We start from the raw sequence: 22,327 nt of genomic DNA on the forward strand, positions 1-22,327 counted from the left end.
TTATTTCCAATAGTTCTTATGCATACTAAATTTTATACATAACCATCTAGGTAATTTCTCATAATTCAAACCTAATTTAAACCCTAAAAACTTAAACATAGTGTGAAATATAGCTTTCGACAATAGTAAAAAATTATTCTTCAATAAATACTTAATCTCAGAACATACAAACTTTTTACCCTCATTATTTGCTTCACCAAATTCTTTTCTAATCCAAGATTGCTCTTTTTGGAATACTCCAGTATCAAAATATCTCTGAAACTCTTGAATCAAAGAATAGTTATGGGAATGATAGACTTTTGCCTCCGCATTATAAACAATTTTATAACCATTCAAGATTATCTTAGCAGCCAAGTACATATCTTCCGCTAAAATCGTTTTCTCAGGAAAACCTCCGAGTTCTTCAAAAATAGAACAGCGGTATGCGGCAAAAGAATTAGAGATAAATGCTGTTTTTAATCCTAACTCCGAAATACTCTCTTTCGACTTAATTATACTTTTAGGAGGATAATTAAATAACCTGGCATGGGCAGCTAATAGAGTCGCATCTTTGTGAGGTAACTGCCTACCATAAACAGCCCCTACTTCAGGATCTTGGAAAGGTTTTATTAATTCTTCTAGAGAATCTGAACTTGCAAATAAAGCATCTTGAGTTAAAAAAACTAAAATTTCCGTATCATCGGAAGTAAATTCTACTGTTAAGTTGCGTGTTCCACCATGATCAAACTTTGATTTTTCAATTTTATATACAAAAAAATCCGCTTGCTCAGCTAAAGCCGCTGTTTGATCCGTTGAAGACGAATCAATAACAATTACCTTTTCAGCTTTTATAGCTTGATTTTGATAAGCCTCAATCCATTCCTGCCAAGATAATCCTGCATTATAAGTTGGAACAACAAGCGAATATTTCATTTAGAAATTTTTCCCTTTTTATTATATATACCATCTTTTATAGCTTTGAAAAAATATTTGAGATACTCCATCCGATTCTTACAATAAAGTAAAATAATAAATTGATGCAAGAAAGAAAAAATAATTTCTCTTATTGCTAATATCTTAGGGAAATGCTTATATCGTAATAAAAGAAAATTATTTCTTACTCGATAATAGCGTCTTAAAGGAGAATGTACTGGTATTTTTATTGATTTCAAGTTAATAAATTGATCTCCAATTGTATGCTCCATTACTGCCTGCGTAACAACTAATGTTACAAATCCTTTATCATTAGCTCTTAAAAACCACTCAGTATCAACATGATCGATAAATAATGAACCATCCATTTTTCCTACAATATTAAATACCTTACTATTAACCATACTTCCTGAGGAAATTGCGATATTAGTAGTAAAATTACCCATCTCCATATGAGGTATAATTCTTGTTCGAAATCCTATCTTATTACATTTAATAATCTGATAAAAAAAGTTACCGCTTATATTTTTATAAATTGGTACAGAAATGCTTGTATACCCAGATTCAATTGGTCGATAAAGGAACTGAATAAGATTATCTGGAATAATTGAATCTTGATCGAAAAACACAATAGCCTTGGCATTTAAAGCTAAGGCTAAATCAATACCTATATTTTGTGCATCTGCAATACCAACATTCTTTCCTAATTTTTTATATACATATCCACTACCGGTAAAATCCAGAAAGATCCTTTCTGAATTATCGATAATAATAGGATATACATTCTGCTTAATTAGAGAGTTGATTAAAAAAAATATTTTCTTAGTTGGTTCATAACAAACAATAACAGAACAAATGGGATTATTCATCTAAATTTTTACTAATTGATTCCGTTGGATAATTATTTACATCATAAGATATAAAAGAGAGTAATAAATGAATTCCTACTAAAATAAACAATGCAGAAATCATAATGGTTCCTGTTGGTGTTTCTATATTATTAATTGCATTAGCAATCCAATTATATAGTCCAAATAATATTCCGAATAATGACATTACTGTACCAAATACTAATTCAACAGAAGCAACATTAAAATCTTGCAAGAAATATTTATAGAAAATTCTCTTTGAAAAATTAGATAAATTTCCTTTTAGAAATGGAAAGAATATTTTGCTAATTTTTAAATTGGATACTTCATCTCCATATACTGCAACCATTGGCACATCTAATACTTTAGCTGAGATCATATTCAATCGGAATAATATATCACTTTCAAAAAAGTAACGCTTTTGAATCTTGTCTAAAGCCAACATTTTTAGTACTTTAACACTAATTGCCGTATAACCATTTGTCGGATCAAAAATTTTCCAATAACCAGATGATGCTTTGGTTAAAAAAGAAAGAGCAATATTACCAAAAAACCTCACTTTCGGCATATCCGCTACGTCTGAAAGGTTAAAGAATCGATTTCCTTTTGTATAATCTGCATCTCCATTAACAATTGGTAAAATAAATTTTTCAGCCAAATAAGGATCCATTTGGTTATCACCATCAATTTTAACCACTACATCCATCTGATCGATAATTGCTTGTTTATAACCAGTAATAACAGCTCCTCCAACACCTTGATTCACTTCATGAAAAAGCACTTTTACTCGAGAATCCATAATATGTTCTTGAACAAATTTACCACTACCTTGATCACATTTATCATCCACGACATAAATCATATCAAAATACTCGGGTATTCTTTTCAAAACGGTTTCAATCTGAGCAAGCACTCTAAAAGTTGGAATAACTGCTGCAATTTTCTTATTCTGTAACATATCTATCCTTAGTTATTTATAAACCCATTTATTTGATAAAATGAAAGTAACTACTGCAATGATAGGCAAGGTAATAATCTTTGCTATTACAATATCTATACCGAATTGTATTTGCAATTTTATTAAACCTAATGTAAGTAGATAATTAATCAATACTACTATTAAATATTTTATAACATTTGATTTTGTTGCTGACTTTTCAAAAGTAACATATGTATGGCAAAGATAATTAAAAATTAGCCCCAAAATAAAAGCAATAGAAACAGATAAACTTTCATTAGTTAGAATAATCTTGCTCAATACATAAAGACTACCTACATCAATAATAGCTGAACACCCGCCTACTATTAAAAATATCAATATTTTCTTCATTTTTTAATATCTAGCTAAGTAAATATCTATAATTTATTGCTGAAATAGTGAGAATACCAGAATAAATAAGTGATATTAGTACAAGTATATTGGCTATTTGATACTTTTTGCCAACTATAGTTAACATAGAAGTAAATCCTAAAACTAGAGGTATAAAATACCTTCCTTGCACACCATGGATTATCTGTTCTGTAACTGGAGTCCATGTCAAAAGTAATAGAAAATATGTTAATAAAATACCTGAAATCAAAATAAATATATTAAAAAAAAGATTTTTATTATCAATAACTTTTCTTAATGATAAAAGCAAAATCATGCTTCCAAAAAATAGTAATACGAGATACTTTTCATAAGAAAATGAAGTATCTAACCATCCCAGTACTCCGATAAATTGTTTAATATGAGAACCTATCAATTCTGATGAACTAAATGTATTTATAAAAATTTGTAAAAATTCATTTTTATGCTCTAAATAATACTTTAGTTTTCCTCCTACACCTAATCCTCCTTGAGAAAAATTTTCACCTGAAAGAAAGCTAGAGTATGCAAATAATAACCAACCTAAAATAAATGTTAATGTTATCAAAAAAAATCTATAACCACATCTTAATTTCCGATAATTGCATATTAATAATAATAATAATATCATAGGAAATAAATTAATTTTCATTGTACTAATGATGAAGAATACAAAACAAATCAACATAAAGTAATATATTGAAAATGAATTTTCTGCATTCAATCCCCTTGCAACAATGCACCCAAATAATAGAGATAGACTAAAAACCATACCATCAGGTGTTGTAGATGAAATCTGAAAAATTACCATAGGAAGTGATAATATGAAATATCCTATAGGAGTAATTGGATATATTTTATTTGCAGTAAATAGTAAAATTAAACAATTTAGAATCCCCATTAATTTAGCTAATCTATATGAATCATATATAGGAAAATCTAAGTATCGACCAATACTAATTCCTATAGCCTGTGGAATATAAGGAATAGGAAAATATACAGCAGTATTAACTAATGATATATTATGCTCCTCATTAGCCCAATGTATATTCCTAGCTTCATGCTCTAATTGTATAGTATTTTTCTTCTCGTATTTAAAAGGGAATGCTTTATAAAAATGCTCAAAATTAGTTAAATTTTTATCTATATTTCCATTTCCTTTATCATCCAAGAAAAACTGCCCATTAGAAATAGTATATGCACGTTCAAAATGAGCAAATTCATCAGGTGACTGAAAAGGAGGTGTCAGTATCGACACCACTAATACTATAATCGCAAAACCAAACATAAATAGTCGATTAAAACTATTATTTTCTAGATTAAGATTTTTAAACATATTCTTACAATTTAAATAATTGAATCAATTCATTCTTTTGTTCTTCAAAAGTTGCAATATGCATTTTTTCTAGCAAAATTTCTTCTTTCGGATCTCTTGCTTCATACGTATTGATAACATTTTGAATCGCAACTGCCAGTTGTTTATAATCACTATCAAAAGGAATAATATTACCATTTACTCCTTCAATAATACCTTCAACAGGTCCGCCTGCATCTGTAGTAATTACCCATACATTACGTATAATAGCTTCTCTTACCGTTAAACCAAAACTCTCCTTCCACTGCGTTGGAAATAAGAGAACATCAATGCTATTAAAAAATTCATCAATATTATCCTGCGTATAAGCTGGTAAAATTTCATATTTAAGAATACCATCAAAATCACTTTCAGGATAAGATTTCTGACCTAAATTAAGTAAGTTATCTACTACCACTAACTCCGCATTCTTAAATTTATATTTTTTAAATGCTTCAAGAATAAGATGAATTCCTTTGATATTTGTTCGTCCTCCAACATAGCCAAATCTAATGATTTTATTCTTAAATTTTGGTAATACTCTAATAGGTTTTTTAATCCCATTTTTATTTACCATCACTTTTTTATTTAAGTTTACTTGGTATAGATCCGTGAAATATTGGCTCGGAGCTAATAACAAATCAGCTTTATTTAAACTATTTAATAATTTATTACTACGATATAAATATTCTGATGTACTACCAATACATTTTATACATTCATTTTTATCAATTTTATATTGATGACAGAACTTACCATCAGCTTTAATCATAAATTGGCGAGGGCAAATCCACCAAGCATCATGTAAGGTTACAGCAGTCTTTATATTTCGTTGTGTGCATGCATCAACAACACCAACGCCTAAGCCTTGAATACAATGAATATGGGCTAAATCAGGATTTACTAACTCAAGGATATCGGAAACAATATTGTAAATATTCTTATTTTCATAATTCTCCATTTCTTCATTTGGCACACAAATACCAAAAATAGTTGTATTATTCAACTCATATCGCATAACGCTATATGCTGTCATAAAACTACTTGGAGGCATTGTGGTTACGACAAATACTTCATATTCATTTGAATCAGCAATTAAATCGTTAATTTGCTCAGCAACAATCGTGGCACCACCAAAAGAACGTGGTCGATAGAATACATTGAATGAAATTAATCGTTTTTTCTTTCTTTTTTCTAGTGTAGTAGGTAAAAACTCATTTAATTGAGTCGCAATAAATTTAGGTGCGTAACGTTCTAATACAAAATTATAAGCCGTATTAGCTAATTGATTACGATAATCTACATTATTTATTAGTTTCGTAAATAATTCATACCATTCAGAACTATTATTTGCAATTAAACCGTTTTTACCTGATTCAATAACAGAAACAAATGCACTTAATGGCGAAGAAATAGATGCAGCTTTAACAATTGATGCCTCTAAATATTTAATATTACTTTTTGATTCATTAAAAATATAATCTTCTAATGGAGCAATACTAATGTCACATTCAGATAAATAACGTAAATACTCTGGATATTTACAAAACTCTATACGTTCAATTTGTTTTTCTAATCCATTAAAATAATCCGGCAAATCAAGCATACCAATAATGCGGAAAATGACATTTGAATTTTCTTTTAAAACTTTGGCAATCGCAGGAGCAGCTTCTTCAAAATCAATATTATGGGTAGATGTTCCTGAACCATAGACAATTCTAATTTTATTATCATTAGTTTTTGATGGTTTAGATAAAATTTCTTTTGCAGTTTCTAATGTTTGTAAATCTAATGCATTCTCTACAATATAAGCATTTTTTAGTCCAGCTTTAAGCATTTCTTTGGCTAAACCCGGAGTTGAAGCAACACCTTCCCCACAAGCTAACATTGCTTCTCGATACAATCTTGCTCCTTCTAAAAGTGAATTAACCGTGGCAGTATCAAGAGAATTAATTGTCCGGCTTTCTTTTAAAACCTTTTCATCAAAAATTAAATCATCAACTTCCCAAAAAGTTCTAATATTCAGGCGTTTACACTCACCAATTAATGATAAAACTGAATCATACGCAGGCACACGATAGAAAATGACTAAACTGCTTAACGAAATAAGGTGTTTAGAACGTATATAATCGGTCCAAGAGACAATCTCACTCTTAATACCTAATGACTCAAACAATTCTTGCTTTTGCTTCACTCGATATTTTGTGCACTGCGGAATACTCATCTCCGCAATGATAAGTATTCTTTTCTCAAAAAGTTCATTTGGATTCTTAGTGATATGAAATAAAAAATCAATGTCTTCAGGTTGAACATTCTGAGATGAATGAAAAGCATTTTCTGACTGTTGATGTGCTGTAAATGTCCGAATTGCATATTGAAGGTTTTTTAACCCTCCTTGACGTAATTTTGAATAAAATAATTTAGCAAAATTAACTAAGCCACCTTTTTTCTTAATTGCAATAGGAAGAAGCGTTAGTAAATTATGTACCCTTCTTAAGAGAATACCCGTAATACGTGCGTATTTTGTCATTTTCCAAGAACGACTATTTTCCATTAAGAAAATTATACGCTCTAACTCTTGAACCCTATTCTCAGAATGTAACTTGATTTCTTTTAATTCTATAATCTCTTTACTTAAACTATCTTGAGTTTCTTTAAACTCCTTTGATAAATTAAATAATTCATAATTTAATAACTTATTCTTTTCGATAAGTTCTTCATATTCTTTTTTCATATAATTCATAGTAATAGTAAATAATTAAATATTAGTAAGGTAATTTTCAGAAACCTCTTGGATATTGCCTTTGGCTTTAATTTCCCCCTTATCTAGCCAAATTGCCTTTTGACAGAGCTCCCTTACTTGCTCAATTGAATGAGAAACAAATAAAAGTGTTGTTCCCCCATTCAAAAGTTCTTCCATTCTAGCTTTACATTTCATTTGGAAACCGATATCACCTACGGCTAAAACTTCATCAACAATTAGAATATCTGGTTTTGTTACAGTTGCTATTGCAAATCCTAAACGAGCAGCCATACCTGATGAAAAATTCTTAATTGGTACATCTAAAAAATCTTGTAGTTCTGCAAATAAAACTATTTGTTCGAAATGCTCATCTAAAAATTTTTTACTATAACCAAGTAAAGCACCATTTAGATAAATATTTTCTCTTGCCGTAAGCTCAGGATCAAATCCAGCTCCTAATTCAATTAACGGAGAAATACTCCCACTTACTGTTATGCTACCTTGATATGGTTTTAAAATTCCACTAATCAATTTTAATAATGTAGATTTACCTGAGCCATTATTCCCAATTAATCCCCAAGACTCTCCTCGTTTAACCTGAAAATTAATATTTCTCAAAGCAAAAAACTCTTGAAACATAAGCTCATCTTTAACTAACTTTATAATATATTCCTTTAATCCAGTAATATTTTCAGAAGCTTTGTTAAAGCGGACTGTTACATTATTTACATCAATAATATAATCACTCATAATATAACTATTAAATAAACAAAATAAATTGATCTTGTTTCTTTTTAAAAACAGCAATACCAATAAAGAACATAACTATAGCCCAAATACTACCTTGCATCAGTAAATCTAATGGCAGTATATGTCCATTCAACACTACCTCTCTAAATTGTTGAATATAACTATACATAGGATTAAAATTTTCATATGCCCAACGATATTCATCAGGAATAATAGATTCAGGATAAATAATTGGAGTTAGATACATCCAAATAGAAATAAACACCCCCCAAAGATATTGTATATCTCTAAAAAACACTGCCATTGAAGCTAATAGTAGACTTAACCCTAAGCTGAATAAATACACCTGTAAGATCACAATTGGAAATAGTAATATATTCCAGGTAACAGTAACTTGTGTGACGATCATCACTAAAACAAGAGCGATCATAGAAAATAATAGATTAACTAAAGAACTAGTGACTTTTGATAATGTGAAAATATACTGAGGAACATATGCCTTTTTCAATAATGCTGCATTTCCTGTAATTGAACTTACGGACATAGATGTAGCTTCTGCTAGAAAGCCAAAAATTACTTGCCCCGTCAATAAATACACTGCAAAATTCGGAATATCAAATTTGAATAAATTTGAAAATACTACAACAAGAACTATCATCATCAACAAAGGATTTAGAATGCTCCAAATATAACCTAAATAACTTCTACGATATTTAAGCTTAATATCTTTCATTACAAGTTGATGAATTAACTCTCGATATACCAATAATTCAGAAATACCTTTTTTCTTATTCATAATTTATCATTCTTATTCAAAGATAACTGCATCCGCCAATGCCCTACCAGCTAAATCCTTTGCTGATAAGCTCGGCTCACCATTAAGATTCCAATCAATCGCTATTGTTGGATCATTCCAAATCAATGAATGTTCTGCTTTCGGATTATAGTAGTCTGTACATTTATAAGTAAATTCAGCAGTGTCCGTTAATACATAAAAGCCGTGGGCAAAACCTTCAGGCACCCAAAGTTGACGTTTATTTTCGGCAGATAAAACTTCTCCAACCCATTGCCCAAAAGTCGGTGAACTTTTACGTAAATCTACCGCTACATCAAACACTGCACCCTGTACTACACGCACTAACTTACCTTGTGTATTTTCCGTTTGATAATGTAAACCTCTCAAAACACCCTTAATAGATTTTGAATGATTTTCTTGCACAAAAGTACGATCAGCAACATTTTGTTTAAACCATTCATCTCGAAAAGTTTCCATAAAGAAACCACGCTCATCACCAAACACTTGAGGTTCTAAGAGTTTTACATCCGGAATATTTGTTTCAATAATTTTCATTATACATATGCCTTAATATTTTTTAATGCTCGTTGCCAATCACTTGGTTTAATACCAAAAACCGCATCAATTTTAGTTAAATCTAAACGGGAATTTGCTGGTCGTTTTGCTGGTGTTGGATAATCACTCGTAGAAATAAAATTAACAAGCGGTGCTTTTTCTAATACTTTTTGTGAAACAGCTTCATTAAAAATAGTATTAGCGAAGTCTGCCCAACTCACATAAGGCTTTCCAGTAAAATGGTAAATACCAAATGCATCTTGCTTACCATTAAGAATAGTATTCGCTATCTGAATCAGTGCGTTAGCAATGTCTCCTGCGTAAGTCGGTCCACCGAATTGATCGCTTACGATCCCTAAAGATTCCCTTTCTTTTCCTAAACGGAGCATTGTTTTAACAAAGTTATTACCATGTTCGCCAAATACCCAAGCTGTACGCAAAATGATATGCTTTTTATTCGCCTGTTGAACTACCCTTTCACCTGCCAATTTTGTTTTACCGTATACACCTTGTGGATTTGGCTTATCATCTTCTTTATATTCACCGGAACCTGTACCTTCAAAGACATAATCCGTTGAAATATGTAAAATGACTGCATCAATCTCATTGGCTGCTTCTGCAAGATATTGTGGGCCTTTCACGTTAATCGCTTCAGATAGTTCGATTTCACTCTCAGCCCGATCTACAGCAGTATGTGCTGCAGCATTAATAATAACATTGGGATTAAACTCTCTAACGATTTTAAATACTGCATCTCGATTTGTTATATCAAGCTCATCACGATCTACTGCTAAGACATCTGCTTTGCTTTGTAATTGCTTAGTAAGGCAATATCCAACTTGGCCCTTCGCTCCCGTAATTAAAAAACGTGCCATTATTTTGTTCCTTTTGCTAAACGTAACAAATATTGACCATATTCATTTTTCGCCATCGGTTTTGCTAATGCTTCAAGTTGTTCAAGTGATAACCAGCCATTGTGATAAGCAATTTCTTCTAAGCATGCTACCTGTAAATTCTGTAGATTTTGTACTGTTTTCACAAATGCCGCCGCATCATGTAAACTATCATGCGTACCGGTATCCAGCCAAGCAAAGCCTCGCCCTAATAATTGTACATTGAGCGAACCATCATTCAGGTACATTTCATTTAGTGTAGTAATCTCTAACTCGCCACGTGCAGATGGTTTAACCTGTTTAGCAAATTCTACTACTCGGTTATCATAGAAATATAAGCCGGTTACCGCCCAATTTGATTTAGGTTTAGCCGGTTTTTCCTCGATAGATAATGCCCGGAAATGCTCATCAAATTCCACAACACCAAAACGTTCCGGATCTTTTACTTGATAGCCAAATACGGTTGCACCTTTCGTTTCTACCGATTTTGCCGCCTCTTGGAGAGATTGAGTAAAATGCTGTCCGTAGAAAATATTATCGCCAAGTACTAAACACACACTATCGTTGCCAATAAATTTCTCACCGATTAAAAAGGCTTGTGCTAAACCATCTGGGCTAGGCTGAACGGCATAAGAAAGCTGGATACCAAAATCCGAACCATCGCCTAATAAACGTTTAAAACTCTCATTATCCTCAGGCGTTGTGATAATTAATACCTCTCGGATACCAGCAAGCATCAGCACTGATAGCGGATAATAAATCATCGGCTTATCGTATACTGGTAAGAGCTGTTTTGATACACCTCGAGTAATAGGATAAAGGCGAGTACCTGAACCGCCCGCAAGAATAATACCTTTCATTTTGTAAACCTTTTAAAAAATTGACCCGCTTATAATAATATTAATTTGAACCTAAACGTTCACGATTGTAAGAACCATCTAATACTCGACTCCACCATTCTGTATTATTCAAATACCATTCAACTGTTTTACGAATACCGGTTTCAAATGTTTCCTGTGGCTGCCAGCCTAATTCACGTCCGATTTTTGTAGCATCAATTGCATAACGAACATCATGTCCTGGGCGATCCGTCACATAGGTAATTAAATCTTCATATTTTTTCACGCCAGCCGGTTTATTTGGTACAAGTTCTTCTAATAGACTACAAATAGTACGAACAACATCAATATTCGCTTTTTCATTATGTCCGCCTATATTATAAGTTTCTCCAACTTTACCTTCCGTTACAACTTTGTACAACGCTCTAGCATGATCTTCTACAAATAACCAGTCACGGATTTGTTGCCCATTACCATAAACCGGTAATGGTTTGCCCTCTAAAGCATTTAAAATCATCAAAGGAATTAATTTTTCAGGAAAATGGAACGGACCATAGTTATTTGAACAATTGGTCACAATCGTAGGCAAACCATAAGTACGAAGCCAAGCACGGACTAAGTGATCACTTGACGCTTTAGAGGCTGAATATGGGCTAGAAGGAGAATATGGTGTAGTCTCTGTAAATAAATCATCTGTACCTTCCAAATCACCATATACCTCATCCGTAGAAATATGATGAAAACGGAATAATGATTTTTTATCAGTATCTAAACTATTCCAATAAGCACGAGCAGCTTCTAGTAAGGTATAAGTACCTACAATATTAGTTTCGATAAAGGCAGCTGGTCCATCAATGGAGCGGTCAACATGACTTTCTGCAGCTAAGTGCATAACTGCATCAGGTTGGTACTGTGCAAATACACGCTCAAGTTCTGCTCGGTTACAAATATCCACATGTTCAAAAATATAGCGAGAATGATTTTCTACCATTTGCAAAGACTCTAAATTACCTGCATAAGTCAATTTATCTACGTTTATTACACTATCTTGTGTATTATTTATAATATGACGCACTATTGCAGAACCAATAAAACCTGCACCACCAGTTACTAAAATTTTCATATTTTAAGAGGCCTTCTTAAGTTAAACTAAATTAAAAAATTCTTGTTTATTATATACATTTAGACATACTATTCATATAACTTTTAAAGCCATTATCTCCCTAATTGATCTTGCCCTCTCCCCTAGATTGGTAGATAATGCACAATTATTTTGGTTTTTGTAGGAAATAAAATGAGCGATATTCAAATTCCTCTTATCTTTACCGACGCAGCGGCGAAGAAAGTTAAGAGTTTAATTGAGGGCGAGGATAACCCGAATCTTCGTTTACGAGTGTATATTACGGGTGGCGGTTGTAGCGGTTTCCAATACGGTTTTACCTTCGACGACCAAATCAATGAAGGCGATTTAACCATTGAAAACCAAAACGTCGGTTTAGTGGTTGATCCTATGAGCCTGCAATATTTAATCGGTGGTACGGTAGATTATACCGAAGGTTTGGACGGCTCTCGTTTTGTGGTGCAAAACCCGAATGCGAGCTCAACCTGCGGTTGCGGTTCATCCTTTAGTATTTGAAAATATTCTTACAAAAAAGACCGCTTGTTTGCGATTATCACCCAAACAAGCGGTCTTTTTTTACCCTAAATTTGCCCTAACCTAAAAAAATTCCTAAGCTAAATAAAAGGTTAGTAATTAGTGCTAATCCTGCCATTTGTCCTAAAATCGGGCGTAATTCAATCGGATCTTGGTGGCGATAAACAAATAAGCCGTGTTTCATCAGTAATGGGACAGAAAGTAAGAATAAGTAGCTATACCAATGCTGAAATTCACTGATTGCAAAAATCAAATAAGAAACGACCGCTAGTATTAATAACGTAACATGATAAATTCGCCCGTTACGGCTGCCGATACGGACAATTAGGGTATTTTTACCCGCTTGTTTGTCTTGGTTAATATCACGTAAGTTATTGATATTTAATACCGCTACCGATAATAAGCCACAACCGAACGCCGGAATACAAATCATCGCCGGAATACTATGCGCTTGTAAGTAGAACGTACCGATTACCGCCACAAATCCAAAGAAAATCAGTACGAATAAATCTCCCAGCCCTAAATAGCCATAGGCTTTTTTGCCGACCGTATAGGTAATTGCCGCCACAATCGAAATAACGCCCAAACTGATAAACACTACGACATCTTGAATAGATTGATAAGTGTAAACCGTCAGTCCTACGCCGGCAATAAAGGATAAAATACTGAGCAGAACGACGGCATTTCTTAATTGCCCGCCGGTAATTGCCCCGTGCTGAATCGCTCGTAACGGCCCGATACGCTCTTTCGTGTCGGAGCCTTTGACGTGATCGCCATAATCGTTAGCGAAATTAGACAGCACTTGTAATAAAATAGTGGTAATAAAAGCAAGTAACGTAGTGATTATATCGAAATGCCCTGCCCAATATGCCAATGCCGAGCCGACGATAATAGAGGCTAACGCTAAAGGCAATGTTCTTGGGCGAGCGGTAGTAAACCAAATTGAAAAAGTTGAATGCTGATTCATAAATAGACTGAATTAAGATAATAAGGACTAAAATAGCTTATATTAATATAAAACGTCCATGTAGGTTTTGATTTTTAACAGAAAAAGTACAATTTTATGACGACTTTACAACCTTTAACCCTAAATCCTATCGGGATTATCCATAGCCCTTATGATGAAAAGTTCTCTGTGCCGCGCCAGCCGAATTTGGTGAAAGAAGGCAAAGGCATATTAAAACTGCTTCCGCCTTATAATTCGCCGGATGCGGTACGAGGTATCGAGCAATTCGGTCATTTATGGCTGATTTTCCAATTTCATCAGATTCCCGAACGTGAATGGCATGCTACGGTGCGCCCACCTCGTTTAGGCGGAAATGAACGTATCGGCGTTTTTGCCAGCCGAGCGACCCATCGTCCGAATCCGATCGGTTTATCCAAAGTAGCATTGGAAAGTGTTGAGGTAAGAAACGGAGAAGTATTGCTAAAACTCGGTAGTGTGGATTTGGTGAACGGTACGCCGATTTTAGATATCAAGCCTTATATTGCGTATGCAGACAGCGAACCTGATGCGGATTCCGGCTTCGCACAAACTAAACCACAAGCAAAACTCAAAGTGGAATTTTCCGAACGAGCGTTACAAGCGGTCGGATTTTGCCGGAATTTTGCAAAATTCGGTATTGAGCAGCCACTCACTTTTATCCGTCATGTGATTGAACAAGACCCTCGCCCCGCTTATCAGCAAGGTAAGGCGACAGAACGTATCTACGGTATGAATCTGGCCGGATACAACATTCGTTGGCAAATTTGCACGAATAACGTCAATAAAGCTATCGTACTGGATATTGAAAATGAACTTAATCGGGAAATATCGTTCTAAGCAAACACTTTGAGCCATGCTCGTCATATCAAGGACATATCATGAAACTATCAAAAGCCTTTATTATCTTACCGCTGTTCATCGCAAACTTAGCGAGCGCTTCAGAAACTATAGCCGATAAGAATACCTCGGTAGAATCTTCTTTTGAATTTTCAACCGAAGTTCGTCGAGAAGTTGAAAAAGATTTAATGCAAGCAACCGTATTCAGCCGTAAAACCGGTAAATCTTTAGCCGACTTAAGAAAATCCGTTTCAAAAAATCTAAATCAAACCATAGAAAGCGTAAAGCAATACTCTACAATTCAATTGGAATCTGACGGTATAAGAAACGTCGTGAATTACTCGAATAACGGAAAAATTGACGGTTGGATTACCGAAGGGAGGATTCACTTAAAAAGTAAAGATTTTGAAGCTATGGCGAAAGTATTGGAAAATTTAAGCTCGGAAATGGCGATAGACGATATTTATTTTAGCGTTTCACCTGAAAAAATCGCTTCTTTGGAAGATGAGATGACCTTAGAAATTATCAAACAATTCCAGCATAAAGCGGACGTAATTCAAAAAGGGTTAAAGCTGGACAAATACCGCTTAACTAACGTACGACTTGAAACGCCAAACGGTGAAGAAAGCTATTTTAACGCCAGACCGTTAGCCGCAATGGCAAAATCAGCCGATTCGTTTGAAAAAGAACGACTCCCTTTGGAAGCGGGTAAAGCAACTATTTCGGCGCGGGCAACCGGTCAAATCGTATTTGAGTAAATGCTATTTTACTCTCAGGTTCAAAAAGAATGTTTAATTTCCTCAAACTATTAAACATTCTTGGAGATAAACTATCTTAACGGATAGTGATTGGAAAGCACTGGCACTTAAGTGCCATTTAATCTTTAATATTAAGGAAAAAAGAATGAAAAAATATTTTGCCGAATTTTTCGGTACGTTTTGGTTAGTTTTCGGCGGTTGCGGTAGTGCGGTTTTAGCGGCGGGTATTCCTGAGTTAGGCATCGGCTATGCCGGCGTATCATTGGCATTCGGTTTAACCGTATTAACGATGGCTTATGCAGTAGGTCATATTTCCGGCGGCCACTTTAATCCGGCGGTATCTATCGGTTTATTGGTCGGCGGTCGTTTTAACGCCAAAGACTTAGTGCCTTATATCGTTGCACAAGTTATCGGTGCAATTGCAGCGGCGGCGGTGTTATACACGATTGCTTCGGGCGCAGCAGGCTTTGATGTTACGGCAGGTTTTGCAAGTAACGGTTTTGCGGAACATTCGCCGCACGGTTATTCAATGGCTGCGGCATTAGTAATTGAAGTCGTATTAACCGCATTTTTCTTAATTATCATTATGGGTGCGACCGATAAACGTGCACCGGCAGGTTTTGCTCCGATTGCGATCGGCTTAGCCTTAACGTTAATTCACTTAATTTCCATTCCGGTAACCAATACTTCGGTCAATCCGGCTCGTTCAACCGGTGTCGCCTTATTCCAAGGATCTTGGGCGATTGAGCAATTATGGTTGTTCTGGGTCGCGCCGATTTTAGGTGCGATTATCGGCGCATTAGCCTATCGTTTTATTGCCGAAGAAAAATAAGCTCTAATCTCTTATAATACAGTGCCGTTTCGGCACTGTATATCGAACATCGGACAAATAGGATAAAAATGAAATCGCTATTCAAAATCTTTATCATAGCTACGTGTTGTAGTGTATTAAGCGGTTGTTTAGTGACTTCCGTAGTAGGCGGCGTAGTCGGTACCGCCGTTGATGTAGTAGATACGGTTACGCCGGATATTACCGATTAATTTTGCAAACCTTTTGCAAATCTACGATAAACCGCTACAATGAAGCGTATTTTTACCTAAATAGAAAAAGGAATCTTTAATGAAAATCGCAAAAAATGTTGTTCCGAGCATTGCTTATCAAGTTCGTACTCAAGACGGCGTGTTAGTTGATGAAGCGCCGGTAAATCAACCGTTAGAATATTTACACGGTCATAATAATCTTGTTGAAGGTTTAGAAAAAGCGCTTGAAGGCAAAGCGGTAGGCGATGTGTTTGAAGTTCGCGTTAAACCGGAAGAAGGTTACGGCGAATATAACGAAAACATGGTTCAACGCGTACCGAAAGACGTATTTATGGGCGTGGATGAATTAGAAGTGGGTATGCGTTTTATCGCTGATACCGATTTAGGCCCGTTACCGGTTGTGATCACCGAAGTGGACGGTGACGAAGTGGTGGTGGACGGTAACCATATGTTAGCCGGTCAAGAATTACTTTTCTCTGTGGAAGTGGTTGCAACCCGTGAAGCGACATTAGAAGAAATCGCACACGGTCATATCCACTCAGGTCACGATCACGAAGGCTGTTGCGGCGGTCACGGTGAAGAAGGCGGTTGCGGATGCGGCGGTCACGGACACGACCATCATCACGACCACGATCATCACCACGGGCATGGCGGTTGCGGTTGTGGCGGTCACCACCACTAATTCTTTTTTATTTCATCATTGGCGCAAGCGTTATCGCTTGTGCCTTTTTAGTTTTTCTTTAAATAATAACCTGACGTATCCTTCAATACGCCGATATAAAAGCATAATAAAATACAGAGCAGTGTTATGAGCAATCCGACAATTCAATCCGGCACCGATTATCTGCGTGCTATCCTCAGTTCAAATATCTACGACCTAGCGCAAGTGACCCCGCTACAAAAAATGGAAAAACTCTCCGAGCGTTTAGGCAACCAAATTCTTATCAAACGTGAAGATCGCCAACCGGTACACAGTTTTAAACTGCGCGGTGCCTTTGCGATGATTTCAAACCTTTCGGCAAGCCAAAAAGCCGCCGGTGTGATTACCGCTTCGGCAGGTAACCATGCGCAAGGCGTGGCGCTTTCATCCAAACATTTAGGATTACGCGCCTTAATCGTAATGCCGCAAAATACGCCGGCAATTAAAGTCGATGCGGTAAGAGGATTCGGCGGCGAAGTTTTACTGTTCGGCGCAAACTTTGACGAAGCCAAAGCCAAAGCCTTAGAACTTTCCGCCGAATTAGGCATGACCTTCGTACCGCCTTTCGATCATCCGATGGTAATCGCCGGTCAAGGCACGATCGGTATGGAATTGGTACAACAAAGATCCGATTTAGATTATGTGTTCGTGCCGGTCGGCGGCGGCGGTTTAGCCGCAGGTATAGCGGTATTAATTAAACAAATTTTACCGAATGTCAAAGTGATTGCGGTCGAATCCAAAGATTCCGCTTGTTTGCAATATGCGTTAAAAGTCGGTAAACCGGATAACTTGGAGCGAGTCGGTTTATTCGCAGACGGTATTGCGGTAAAAAGAATCGGTGACGAAACTTTCCGTTTATGCCAGAAATATATCGATGAAGTGGTACTGGTCGATAACGATCAGATTTGTGCGGCAATGAAAGATATTTTTGAAAACGTACGTGCGATTGCAGAACCTTCCGGTGCGACTTCATTAGCCGGCTTAAAAAAATATGTGAAAGAACACCAACTTGAAGGCAAAAACTTAGCTTGTGTGCTTTCCGGTGCGAACTTGAATTTCCATACGTTACGTTATGTTTCGGAACGTTGTGAAATCGGCGAAAAACATGAAGCCTTATTAGCGGTAACCATTCCGGAACAAAAAGGCAGTTTTTTAAAATTCTGTGAGATTTTAGGCAATAGAGCGGTCACCGAATTTAACTATCGACACGCAGATGACAATAAAGCGTGTATTTTCGTTGGGGTTCGTATTACCGGCAATGCGGAAAAAGCGGATATCATTCGCGATCTACAACAGCACAATTATAACGTAGTGGATCTTTCGGATGATGACATTGCTAAAACGCATATTCGTTATATGGTCGGCGGTCGTCCTAACAGCATTAGCAGCGAGCAACTTTATAGCTTCGAATTCCCTGAGCAAAAAGGCGCATTATTAAAATTCCTCCAAACACTGACCGATTGGGATATTTCATTATTCCATTATCGTGCGCACGGGGCGGATTACGGCGATATTCTCGCTGCGTTTACTTTAGATGAAAGCGATAAGCATCGCCTTAATCAGCATTTGGATCAACTTGGTTATCGTTATCAAAACGTAACGGATAGCCTTGCATATCAATACTTTTTAAAATAAATCGCAGGAATTATTGGTTAAATCGGCTGTCTAATCGGCAGTTTTCACTCTTCTTTTTTAAGGATCTAACAATGGCAGAACGTAAATATTTCGGTACGGACGGTGTGCGAGGCAAAGTAGGACAATTCCCTATCACTCCGGATTTTGCATTAAAACTCGGTTGGGCGGCAGGTAAAATTTTGGCAACCCAAGGTACTAAACAAGTGCTAATCGGTAAAGATACCCGTATTTCCGGTTATATGTTGGAATCGGCATTAGAAGCCGGTCTCGCGGCGGCAGGACTTTCCGCTGCATTTGTCGGTCCAATGCCGACTCCCGCAATCGCATATCTTACGCGTACTTTCCGTGCCGAAGCGGGTATTGTGATTTCCGCATCACATAACCCATATTACGATAATGGCATTAAATTCTTCTCAAGTGTCGGGGAAAAATTACCGGACGAAGTGGAAGAAGCAATCGAAGCGTTATTAGATCAACCGATGGATTGCGTTGAATCCGCGCAATTAGGTAAAGCCATGCGCATTAATGACGCAGCTGGCCGTTATATCGAATTCTGCAAAGGAACATTCCCGGCAAATGCCAGCCTGAAAGGTTATAAAATCGTGGTGGACTGTGCAAACGGCGCAACTTACCACATCGCACCGAATGTAATGCGTGAACTTGGTGCGGAAGTGATTGAAATCGGTACCAAGCCGGACGGTTTAAATATCAATGAAAAATGCGGCGCAACCGATATTAAAGCGTTACAAAAAGTGGTGGTTGAATCAGGTGCGGACGTTGGTCTTGCTTATGACGGTGACGGCGACCGCATTATGATGGTGGATCATTTAGGTAATAAAGTGGACGGCGACCAGATCCTATTTATTATTGCGCGTGAAGCATTACGTTCGGGCAAATTACACGGTGGTGTAGTCGGTACGTTAATGAGTAATATGGGCTTAGAAGTGGCGTTGAAACACTTAGCGATTCCATTTACTCGTGCGAATGTCGGCGACCGTTACGTACTCGAACAATTAAAAGAAAAAGGCTGGAAATTGGGCGGTGAAAACTCAGGTCACATTATCGTGTTAGATAAAAATACGACCGGTGACGGTATTATCGCCTCACTTGAAGTGTTGGCCGCAATGGAAGCGCATAAAATGAGCTTAAATGACTTAGCGCGCGCCGTACCATTATTCCCACAAGTGTTAATTAATGTACGTTTTGAAGGCGGTAAAAATCCGTTAGAAAGCGATGCGGTAAAAGCAGTTGCGGCAGATGTAGAAAAACGTTTGGCAGGCAAAGGACGTATTCTTTTACGTAAGTCCGGTACCGAGCCGTTAATTCGTGTGATGGTGGAATGCGAAGACGGTGCGTTGGCACAAAGCTGTGCGGAAGAAATCGTCGAAGCGGTTAAAAGCAACTAACTGATGACAAGCGGTCGAATTTTTGCAAAAATTTGCGGAAATTCGACCGCTTTGCTTATCACTAACGACTGATGTTTGTACGATAACGAATAAAAGTATCGTGTTTACCTATATCTTAAAATAATACTAATTAAAAAGGATGGATTATGACCCAACAAGAAATGAAAAAAATTGCCGCTCAAGCTGCGCTTCAATTCGTCAAACCGGATACTATCGTGGGGGTGGGTAGCGGTTCTACCGTAAACTGTTTTATCGATGCGTTAGCCTCTATGAAAGATCAAATTAAAGGTGCGGTTGCCGCCTCTAAAGCGTCCGAAGAACGTTTACGTGCGATCGGCATCGAAGTATTCAATGCAAATGAAGTCAGCGAATTGGACGTTTATATCGATGGTGCGGATGAAATTACCCCTCAAGGCGCAATGATTAAAGGCGGCGGTGCGGCATTAACCCGAGAAAAAATCGTTAGCTCGTTGGCGAAAAAATTCGTTTGTATCGTGGACGGTTCAAAACAAGTGGACGTATTAGGCACAACCTTCCCGTTACCGGTCGAAGTGATCCCGATGGCACGTTCGTATGTCGCCCGTCAATTAGTGGCATTAGGCGGTTCGCCGGAATACCGTGAAGGCGTGGTCACCGATAACGGTAATGTAATTTTAGACGTGCATAATTTCCACATTATCGAACCGCTTAAAATGGAACATACCATCAATAACATCGCCGGTGTGGTTACCAACGGTATCTTTGCGCAACGCTATGCGAACGTAACCATTGTCGGTACGCCGGAAGGTGCGAAAATTATTGAATAAATTCGCTATTCACCATCTTAAAACACACGAAAATTTTTCTTGATTTGTTATGACGATAACTTCTATCAAATTCAAAAATTTTTCGTGTGTTTATCTTTATAAAATGGTAACACAATAAAAGACAAGCACAACAGGAATCTAGTATGACAGTTCAAATTGATAAATCAAAAATTAAATTTCTCTTACTTGAAGGTGTACACCAAAATGCGTTAGATGTGTTACAAGCGGCAGGTTATACCAATATCGAATATCATAAAAAAGCGTTGGACGGCGAAGAATTAATTAATGCGATTAAAGATGCGCATTTTGTCGGCTTACGTTCTCGTACTTACCTAACCAAAGAAGTTCTCTCACACGCCAAAAATCTCGTGTCGATCGGTTGTTTCTGTATCGGTACCAACCAAGTCGATTTAAAAGAAGCGAAACGTCTCGGTATTCCGGTATTTAATGCACCGTTTTCAAATACACGTTCGGTAGCGGAATTAGTGTTAGCGGAAATTATTCTTTTGATGCGTCAAGTGCCGAAAGCGAATGCCGAAGTACATCGCGGTGTGTGGAACAAATCGGCTGCCGGCTCAAACGAAGTACGTGGTAAAAAATTAGGGATTGTCGGTTACGGTCATATCGGCTCGCAATTAAGCGTAATGGCGGAATCTATCGGTATGCAGGTTTATTTTTACGATATTGAGAACAAACTGCCGTTAGGTAACGCACAACAAATTGCAAGCTTAAACGAGCTACTTGCCGGCTGCGATGCGATTTCGCTACACGTACCGGAAAACGCCTCAACCAAAAATTTAATGAATGCGGATCGTATTGCGCAATTAAAAGAAGATTCGGTATTAATTAATGCCGCTCGCGGTACGGTGGTGGATATTGACGCGTTAGCGGCACGCTTAGCGCAAGGTACGTTACGTGGTGCGGCGATTGACGTATTCCCGGAAGAGCCGGCTTCAATCAATGATCCGTTTGAATCACCGCTACGCCAATTCGATAATGTGATTTTGACACCCCATATCGGCGGTTCAACCGCAGAAGCGCAAGCGAATATCGGTACGGAAGTGGCAAACAAATTCGTGAAATATGCGGATAACGGTTCAACCCTTTCAGCGGTTAATTTCCCGGAAGTATCGTTACCGATTCTGCATAGCGATGCGAAACGCTTGTTACATATTCACGAAAACCGTCCGGGTATTTTAAATAAGATCAACCAAGTATTCGTCGATGGCAACGTGAATATCGCCGGTCAGTATCTACAAACCGATCCGAATATCGGTTATGTGGTTATTGATGTGGAATTGGACGATGCAAGCGAAGCGTTAGAACGCTTACAACAAATTGACGGCACAATCAAAGCCCGTGTGATTTCATAATATTTATACAAAATGACAAGCGGTGAAATTTGCAAAGTTTTATGCAAATTTCACCGCTTATCTCTATATCTAA

23 protein-coding genes are annotated in these 22,327 nt (G+C 36.7%); 10 read left to right on the top strand and 13 right to left on the bottom strand.

Annotated features, from left to right (window positions below; translation table 11 throughout):
* From DRF63_RS07750 to rffG, 12 genes are read right to left on the bottom strand one after another with little or no spacing between them, the layout of a single operon-like run.
* Window positions 1-912 carry a glycosyltransferase family 2 protein gene (locus tag DRF63_RS07750; protein WP_005598701.1) on the bottom strand — a complete coding sequence of 304 codons (912 nt, stop codon included), beginning with the start codon at window positions 910-912 and terminating at the stop codon, window positions 1-3.
* Window positions 909-1,781 (bottom strand): rhamnosyltransferase, encoded by an 873-nt coding sequence (locus DRF63_RS07755; RefSeq protein WP_005598700.1) that lies wholly within the window; start codon window positions 1,779-1,781, stop codon window positions 909-911. The genes DRF63_RS07750 and DRF63_RS07755 overlap by 4 nt, the downstream gene beginning before the upstream one ends.
* The gene (locus DRF63_RS07760) at window positions 1,774-2,739 is read right to left on the bottom strand and encodes a glycosyltransferase family 2 protein (RefSeq protein ID WP_005598699.1); all 966 of its coding nucleotides are present in this window, start codon (window positions 2,737-2,739) and stop codon (window positions 1,774-1,776) included. Before DRF63_RS07760 ends, DRF63_RS07755 begins: the two co-directional genes overlap by 8 nt.
* Before the next feature lie 12 nt (window positions 2,740-2,751).
* Window positions 2,752-3,111: a GtrA family protein gene (locus DRF63_RS07765; protein ID WP_043991889.1), complete on the bottom strand. Its 360-nt coding sequence runs from the start codon at window positions 3,109-3,111 to the stop codon at window positions 2,752-2,754.
* 10 nt (window positions 3,112-3,121) lie between these two features.
* Window positions 3,122-4,465 (bottom strand): DUF2142 domain-containing protein, encoded by a 1,344-nt coding sequence (locus tag DRF63_RS07770; protein ID WP_005598697.1) that lies wholly within the window; start codon window positions 4,463-4,465, stop codon window positions 3,122-3,124.
* Window positions 4,466-4,469: 4 nt separating this feature from the next.
* Window positions 4,470-7,217 carry a glycosyltransferase gene (locus DRF63_RS07775; RefSeq protein WP_237590517.1) on the bottom strand — a complete coding sequence of 916 codons (2,748 nt, stop codon included), beginning with the start codon at window positions 7,215-7,217 and terminating at the stop codon, window positions 4,470-4,472.
* 24 nt (window positions 7,218-7,241) lie between these two features.
* Window positions 7,242-7,976, bottom strand: a complete 735-nt coding sequence (locus tag DRF63_RS07780) for an ABC transporter ATP-binding protein (protein WP_005598694.1) — start codon at window positions 7,974-7,976, stop codon at window positions 7,242-7,244.
* 10 nt (window positions 7,977-7,986) lie between these two features.
* Window positions 7,987-8,772, bottom strand: coding sequence for an ABC transporter permease (locus DRF63_RS07785; protein WP_005598692.1), 786 nt, complete (start codon window positions 8,770-8,772; stop codon window positions 7,987-7,989).
* A gap of 12 nt (window positions 8,773-8,784) precedes the next feature.
* Window positions 8,785-9,327 (bottom strand): dTDP-4-dehydrorhamnose 3,5-epimerase, encoded by a 543-nt coding sequence (gene rfbC, locus DRF63_RS07790; RefSeq protein WP_005598689.1) that lies wholly within the window; start codon window positions 9,325-9,327, stop codon window positions 8,785-8,787.
* Entirely contained in the window at window positions 9,327-10,202 is an 876-nt protein-coding gene (gene rfbD / locus DRF63_RS07795; RefSeq protein WP_005598688.1) for a dTDP-4-dehydrorhamnose reductase, read from the bottom strand. The genes rfbC and rfbD overlap by 1 nt, the downstream gene beginning before the upstream one ends.
* Window positions 10,202-11,080 carry a glucose-1-phosphate thymidylyltransferase RfbA gene (gene rfbA / locus DRF63_RS07800; RefSeq protein ID WP_005598687.1) on the bottom strand — a complete coding sequence of 293 codons (879 nt, stop codon included), beginning with the start codon at window positions 11,078-11,080 and terminating at the stop codon, window positions 10,202-10,204. The genes rfbD and rfbA overlap by 1 nt, the downstream gene beginning before the upstream one ends.
* 40 nt (window positions 11,081-11,120) lie before the next feature.
* A complete protein-coding gene (gene rffG, locus DRF63_RS07805) occupies window positions 11,121-12,182 on the bottom strand; it encodes a dTDP-glucose 4,6-dehydratase (protein ID WP_005598686.1) in 1,062 nt (353 codons plus the stop codon).
* 171 nt (window positions 12,183-12,353) lie between these two features.
* Between rffG and erpA the strand changes: the two genes are divergently transcribed.
* Window positions 12,354-12,695, top strand: a complete 342-nt coding sequence (gene erpA / locus DRF63_RS07810; RefSeq protein ID WP_005598685.1) for an iron-sulfur cluster insertion protein ErpA — start codon at window positions 12,354-12,356, stop codon at window positions 12,693-12,695.
* A 76-nt stretch (window positions 12,696-12,771) separates the two neighbouring features.
* Here the strand turns inward: erpA and DRF63_RS07815 are convergent, their stop codons facing one another.
* Window positions 12,772-13,680 carry a 1,4-dihydroxy-2-naphthoate polyprenyltransferase gene (locus DRF63_RS07815; protein ID WP_005598683.1) on the bottom strand — a complete coding sequence of 303 codons (909 nt, stop codon included), beginning with the start codon at window positions 13,678-13,680 and terminating at the stop codon, window positions 12,772-12,774.
* A 96-nt stretch (window positions 13,681-13,776) separates the two neighbouring features.
* Between DRF63_RS07815 and tsaA the strand changes: the two genes are divergently transcribed.
* The 9 genes from tsaA (at window position 13,777) to serA (ending at window position 22,254) form a co-directional block, all read left to right on the top strand.
* A complete protein-coding gene (gene tsaA / locus DRF63_RS07820; protein WP_005598682.1) occupies window positions 13,777-14,535 on the top strand; it encodes a tRNA (N6-threonylcarbamoyladenosine(37)-N6)-methyltransferase TrmO in 759 nt (252 codons plus the stop codon).
* Between the two features lie 41 nt (window positions 14,536-14,576).
* The gene (locus tag DRF63_RS07825) at window positions 14,577-15,293 is read left to right on the top strand and encodes an SIMPL domain-containing protein (protein ID WP_005598681.1); all 717 of its coding nucleotides are present in this window, start codon (window positions 14,577-14,579) and stop codon (window positions 15,291-15,293) included.
* Between the two features lie 145 nt (window positions 15,294-15,438).
* Window positions 15,439-16,125, top strand: a complete 687-nt coding sequence (gene aqpZ / locus DRF63_RS07830; protein WP_005598679.1) for an aquaporin Z — start codon at window positions 15,439-15,441, stop codon at window positions 16,123-16,125.
* 68 nt (window positions 16,126-16,193) lie between these two features.
* A complete protein-coding gene (locus DRF63_RS11150) occupies window positions 16,194-16,334 on the top strand; it encodes a hypothetical protein (RefSeq protein WP_005598678.1) in 141 nt (46 codons plus the stop codon).
* A gap of 79 nt (window positions 16,335-16,413) precedes the next feature.
* Window positions 16,414-17,016 (top strand): peptidylprolyl isomerase, encoded by a 603-nt coding sequence (gene slyD, locus DRF63_RS07835; protein ID WP_005598677.1) that lies wholly within the window; start codon window positions 16,414-16,416, stop codon window positions 17,014-17,016.
* 126 nt (window positions 17,017-17,142) lie between these two features.
* Window positions 17,143-18,669 carry a threonine ammonia-lyase, biosynthetic gene (gene ilvA / locus DRF63_RS07840; protein ID WP_005598676.1) on the top strand — a complete coding sequence of 509 codons (1,527 nt, stop codon included), beginning with the start codon at window positions 17,143-17,145 and terminating at the stop codon, window positions 18,667-18,669.
* 71 nt (window positions 18,670-18,740) lie between these two features.
* Window positions 18,741-20,075, top strand: a complete 1,335-nt coding sequence (gene glmM, locus DRF63_RS07845; protein ID WP_005598675.1) for a phosphoglucosamine mutase — start codon at window positions 18,741-18,743, stop codon at window positions 20,073-20,075.
* Between the two features lie 146 nt (window positions 20,076-20,221).
* On the top strand, window positions 20,222-20,881 hold the full coding sequence (gene rpiA, locus DRF63_RS07850) for a ribose-5-phosphate isomerase RpiA (protein ID WP_005598674.1): 660 nt from the start codon (window positions 20,222-20,224) through the stop codon (window positions 20,879-20,881).
* 143 nt (window positions 20,882-21,024) lie between these two features.
* Window positions 21,025-22,254, top strand: a complete 1,230-nt coding sequence (gene serA, locus DRF63_RS07855; protein WP_005598673.1) for a phosphoglycerate dehydrogenase — start codon at window positions 21,025-21,027, stop codon at window positions 22,252-22,254.
* Window positions 22,255-22,327: the final 73 nt, after the last annotated feature.

This window comes from Actinobacillus pleuropneumoniae (genome assembly GCF_003290385.1).
In the GTDB taxonomy this organism is placed as follows: Bacteria; Pseudomonadota; Gammaproteobacteria; order Enterobacterales; family Pasteurellaceae; genus Actinobacillus; species Actinobacillus lignieresii.

Coding starts and splice junctions, on each gene's coding strand:
- DRF63_RS07825 (WP_005598681.1), top strand. CDS start 14,577: ATGAAACTATCAAAAGCCTTTATTATCTTACCGCTGTTCATCGCAAAC.
- erpA (WP_005598685.1), top strand. CDS start 12,354: ATGAGCGATATTCAAATTCCTCTTATCTTTACCGACGCAGCGGCGAAG.
- ilvA (WP_005598676.1), top strand. CDS start 17,143: ATGAGCAATCCGACAATTCAATCCGGCACCGATTATCTGCGTGCTATC.
- DRF63_RS07755 (WP_005598700.1), bottom strand. CDS start 1,781: ATGAATAATCCCATTTGTTCTGTTATTGTTTGTTATGAACCAACTAAG.
- rfbD (WP_005598688.1), bottom strand. CDS start 10,202: ATGGCACGTTTTTTAATTACGGGAGCGAAGGGCCAAGTTGGATATTGC.
- rfbA (WP_005598687.1), bottom strand. CDS start 11,080: ATGAAAGGTATTATTCTTGCGGGCGGTTCAGGTACTCGCCTTTATCCT.
- DRF63_RS07775 (WP_237590517.1), bottom strand. CDS start 7,217: ATGAAAAAAGAATATGAAGAACTTATCGAAAAGAATAAGTTATTAAAT.
- glmM (WP_005598675.1), top strand. CDS start 18,741: ATGGCAGAACGTAAATATTTCGGTACGGACGGTGTGCGAGGCAAAGTA.
- rfbC (WP_005598689.1), bottom strand. CDS start 9,327: ATGAAAATTATTGAAACAAATATTCCGGATGTAAAACTCTTAGAACCT.
- rpiA (WP_005598674.1), top strand. CDS start 20,222: ATGACCCAACAAGAAATGAAAAAAATTGCCGCTCAAGCTGCGCTTCAA.
- DRF63_RS07750 (WP_005598701.1), bottom strand. CDS start 912: ATGAAATATTCGCTTGTTGTTCCAACTTATAATGCAGGATTATCTTGG.
- DRF63_RS11150 (WP_005598678.1), top strand. CDS start 16,194: ATGAAATCGCTATTCAAAATCTTTATCATAGCTACGTGTTGTAGTGTA.
- DRF63_RS07765 (WP_043991889.1), bottom strand. CDS start 3,111: ATGAAGAAAATATTGATATTTTTAATAGTAGGCGGGTGTTCAGCTATT.
- rffG (WP_005598686.1), bottom strand. CDS start 12,182: ATGAAAATTTTAGTAACTGGTGGTGCAGGTTTTATTGGTTCTGCAATA.
- DRF63_RS07815 (WP_005598683.1), bottom strand. CDS start 13,680: ATGAATCAGCATTCAACTTTTTCAATTTGGTTTACTACCGCTCGCCCA.
- DRF63_RS07785 (WP_005598692.1), bottom strand. CDS start 8,772: ATGAATAAGAAAAAAGGTATTTCTGAATTATTGGTATATCGAGAGTTA.
- DRF63_RS07780 (WP_005598694.1), bottom strand. CDS start 7,976: ATGAGTGATTATATTATTGATGTAAATAATGTAACAGTCCGCTTTAAC.
- serA (WP_005598673.1), top strand. CDS start 21,025: ATGACAGTTCAAATTGATAAATCAAAAATTAAATTTCTCTTACTTGAA.
- tsaA (WP_005598682.1), top strand. CDS start 13,777: ATGACGACTTTACAACCTTTAACCCTAAATCCTATCGGGATTATCCAT.
- DRF63_RS07770 (WP_005598697.1), bottom strand. CDS start 4,465: ATGTTTAAAAATCTTAATCTAGAAAATAATAGTTTTAATCGACTATTT.
- slyD (WP_005598677.1), top strand. CDS start 16,414: ATGAAAATCGCAAAAAATGTTGTTCCGAGCATTGCTTATCAAGTTCGT.
- aqpZ (WP_005598679.1), top strand. CDS start 15,439: ATGAAAAAATATTTTGCCGAATTTTTCGGTACGTTTTGGTTAGTTTTC.
- DRF63_RS07760 (WP_005598699.1), bottom strand. CDS start 2,739: ATGTTACAGAATAAGAAAATTGCAGCAGTTATTCCAACTTTTAGAGTG.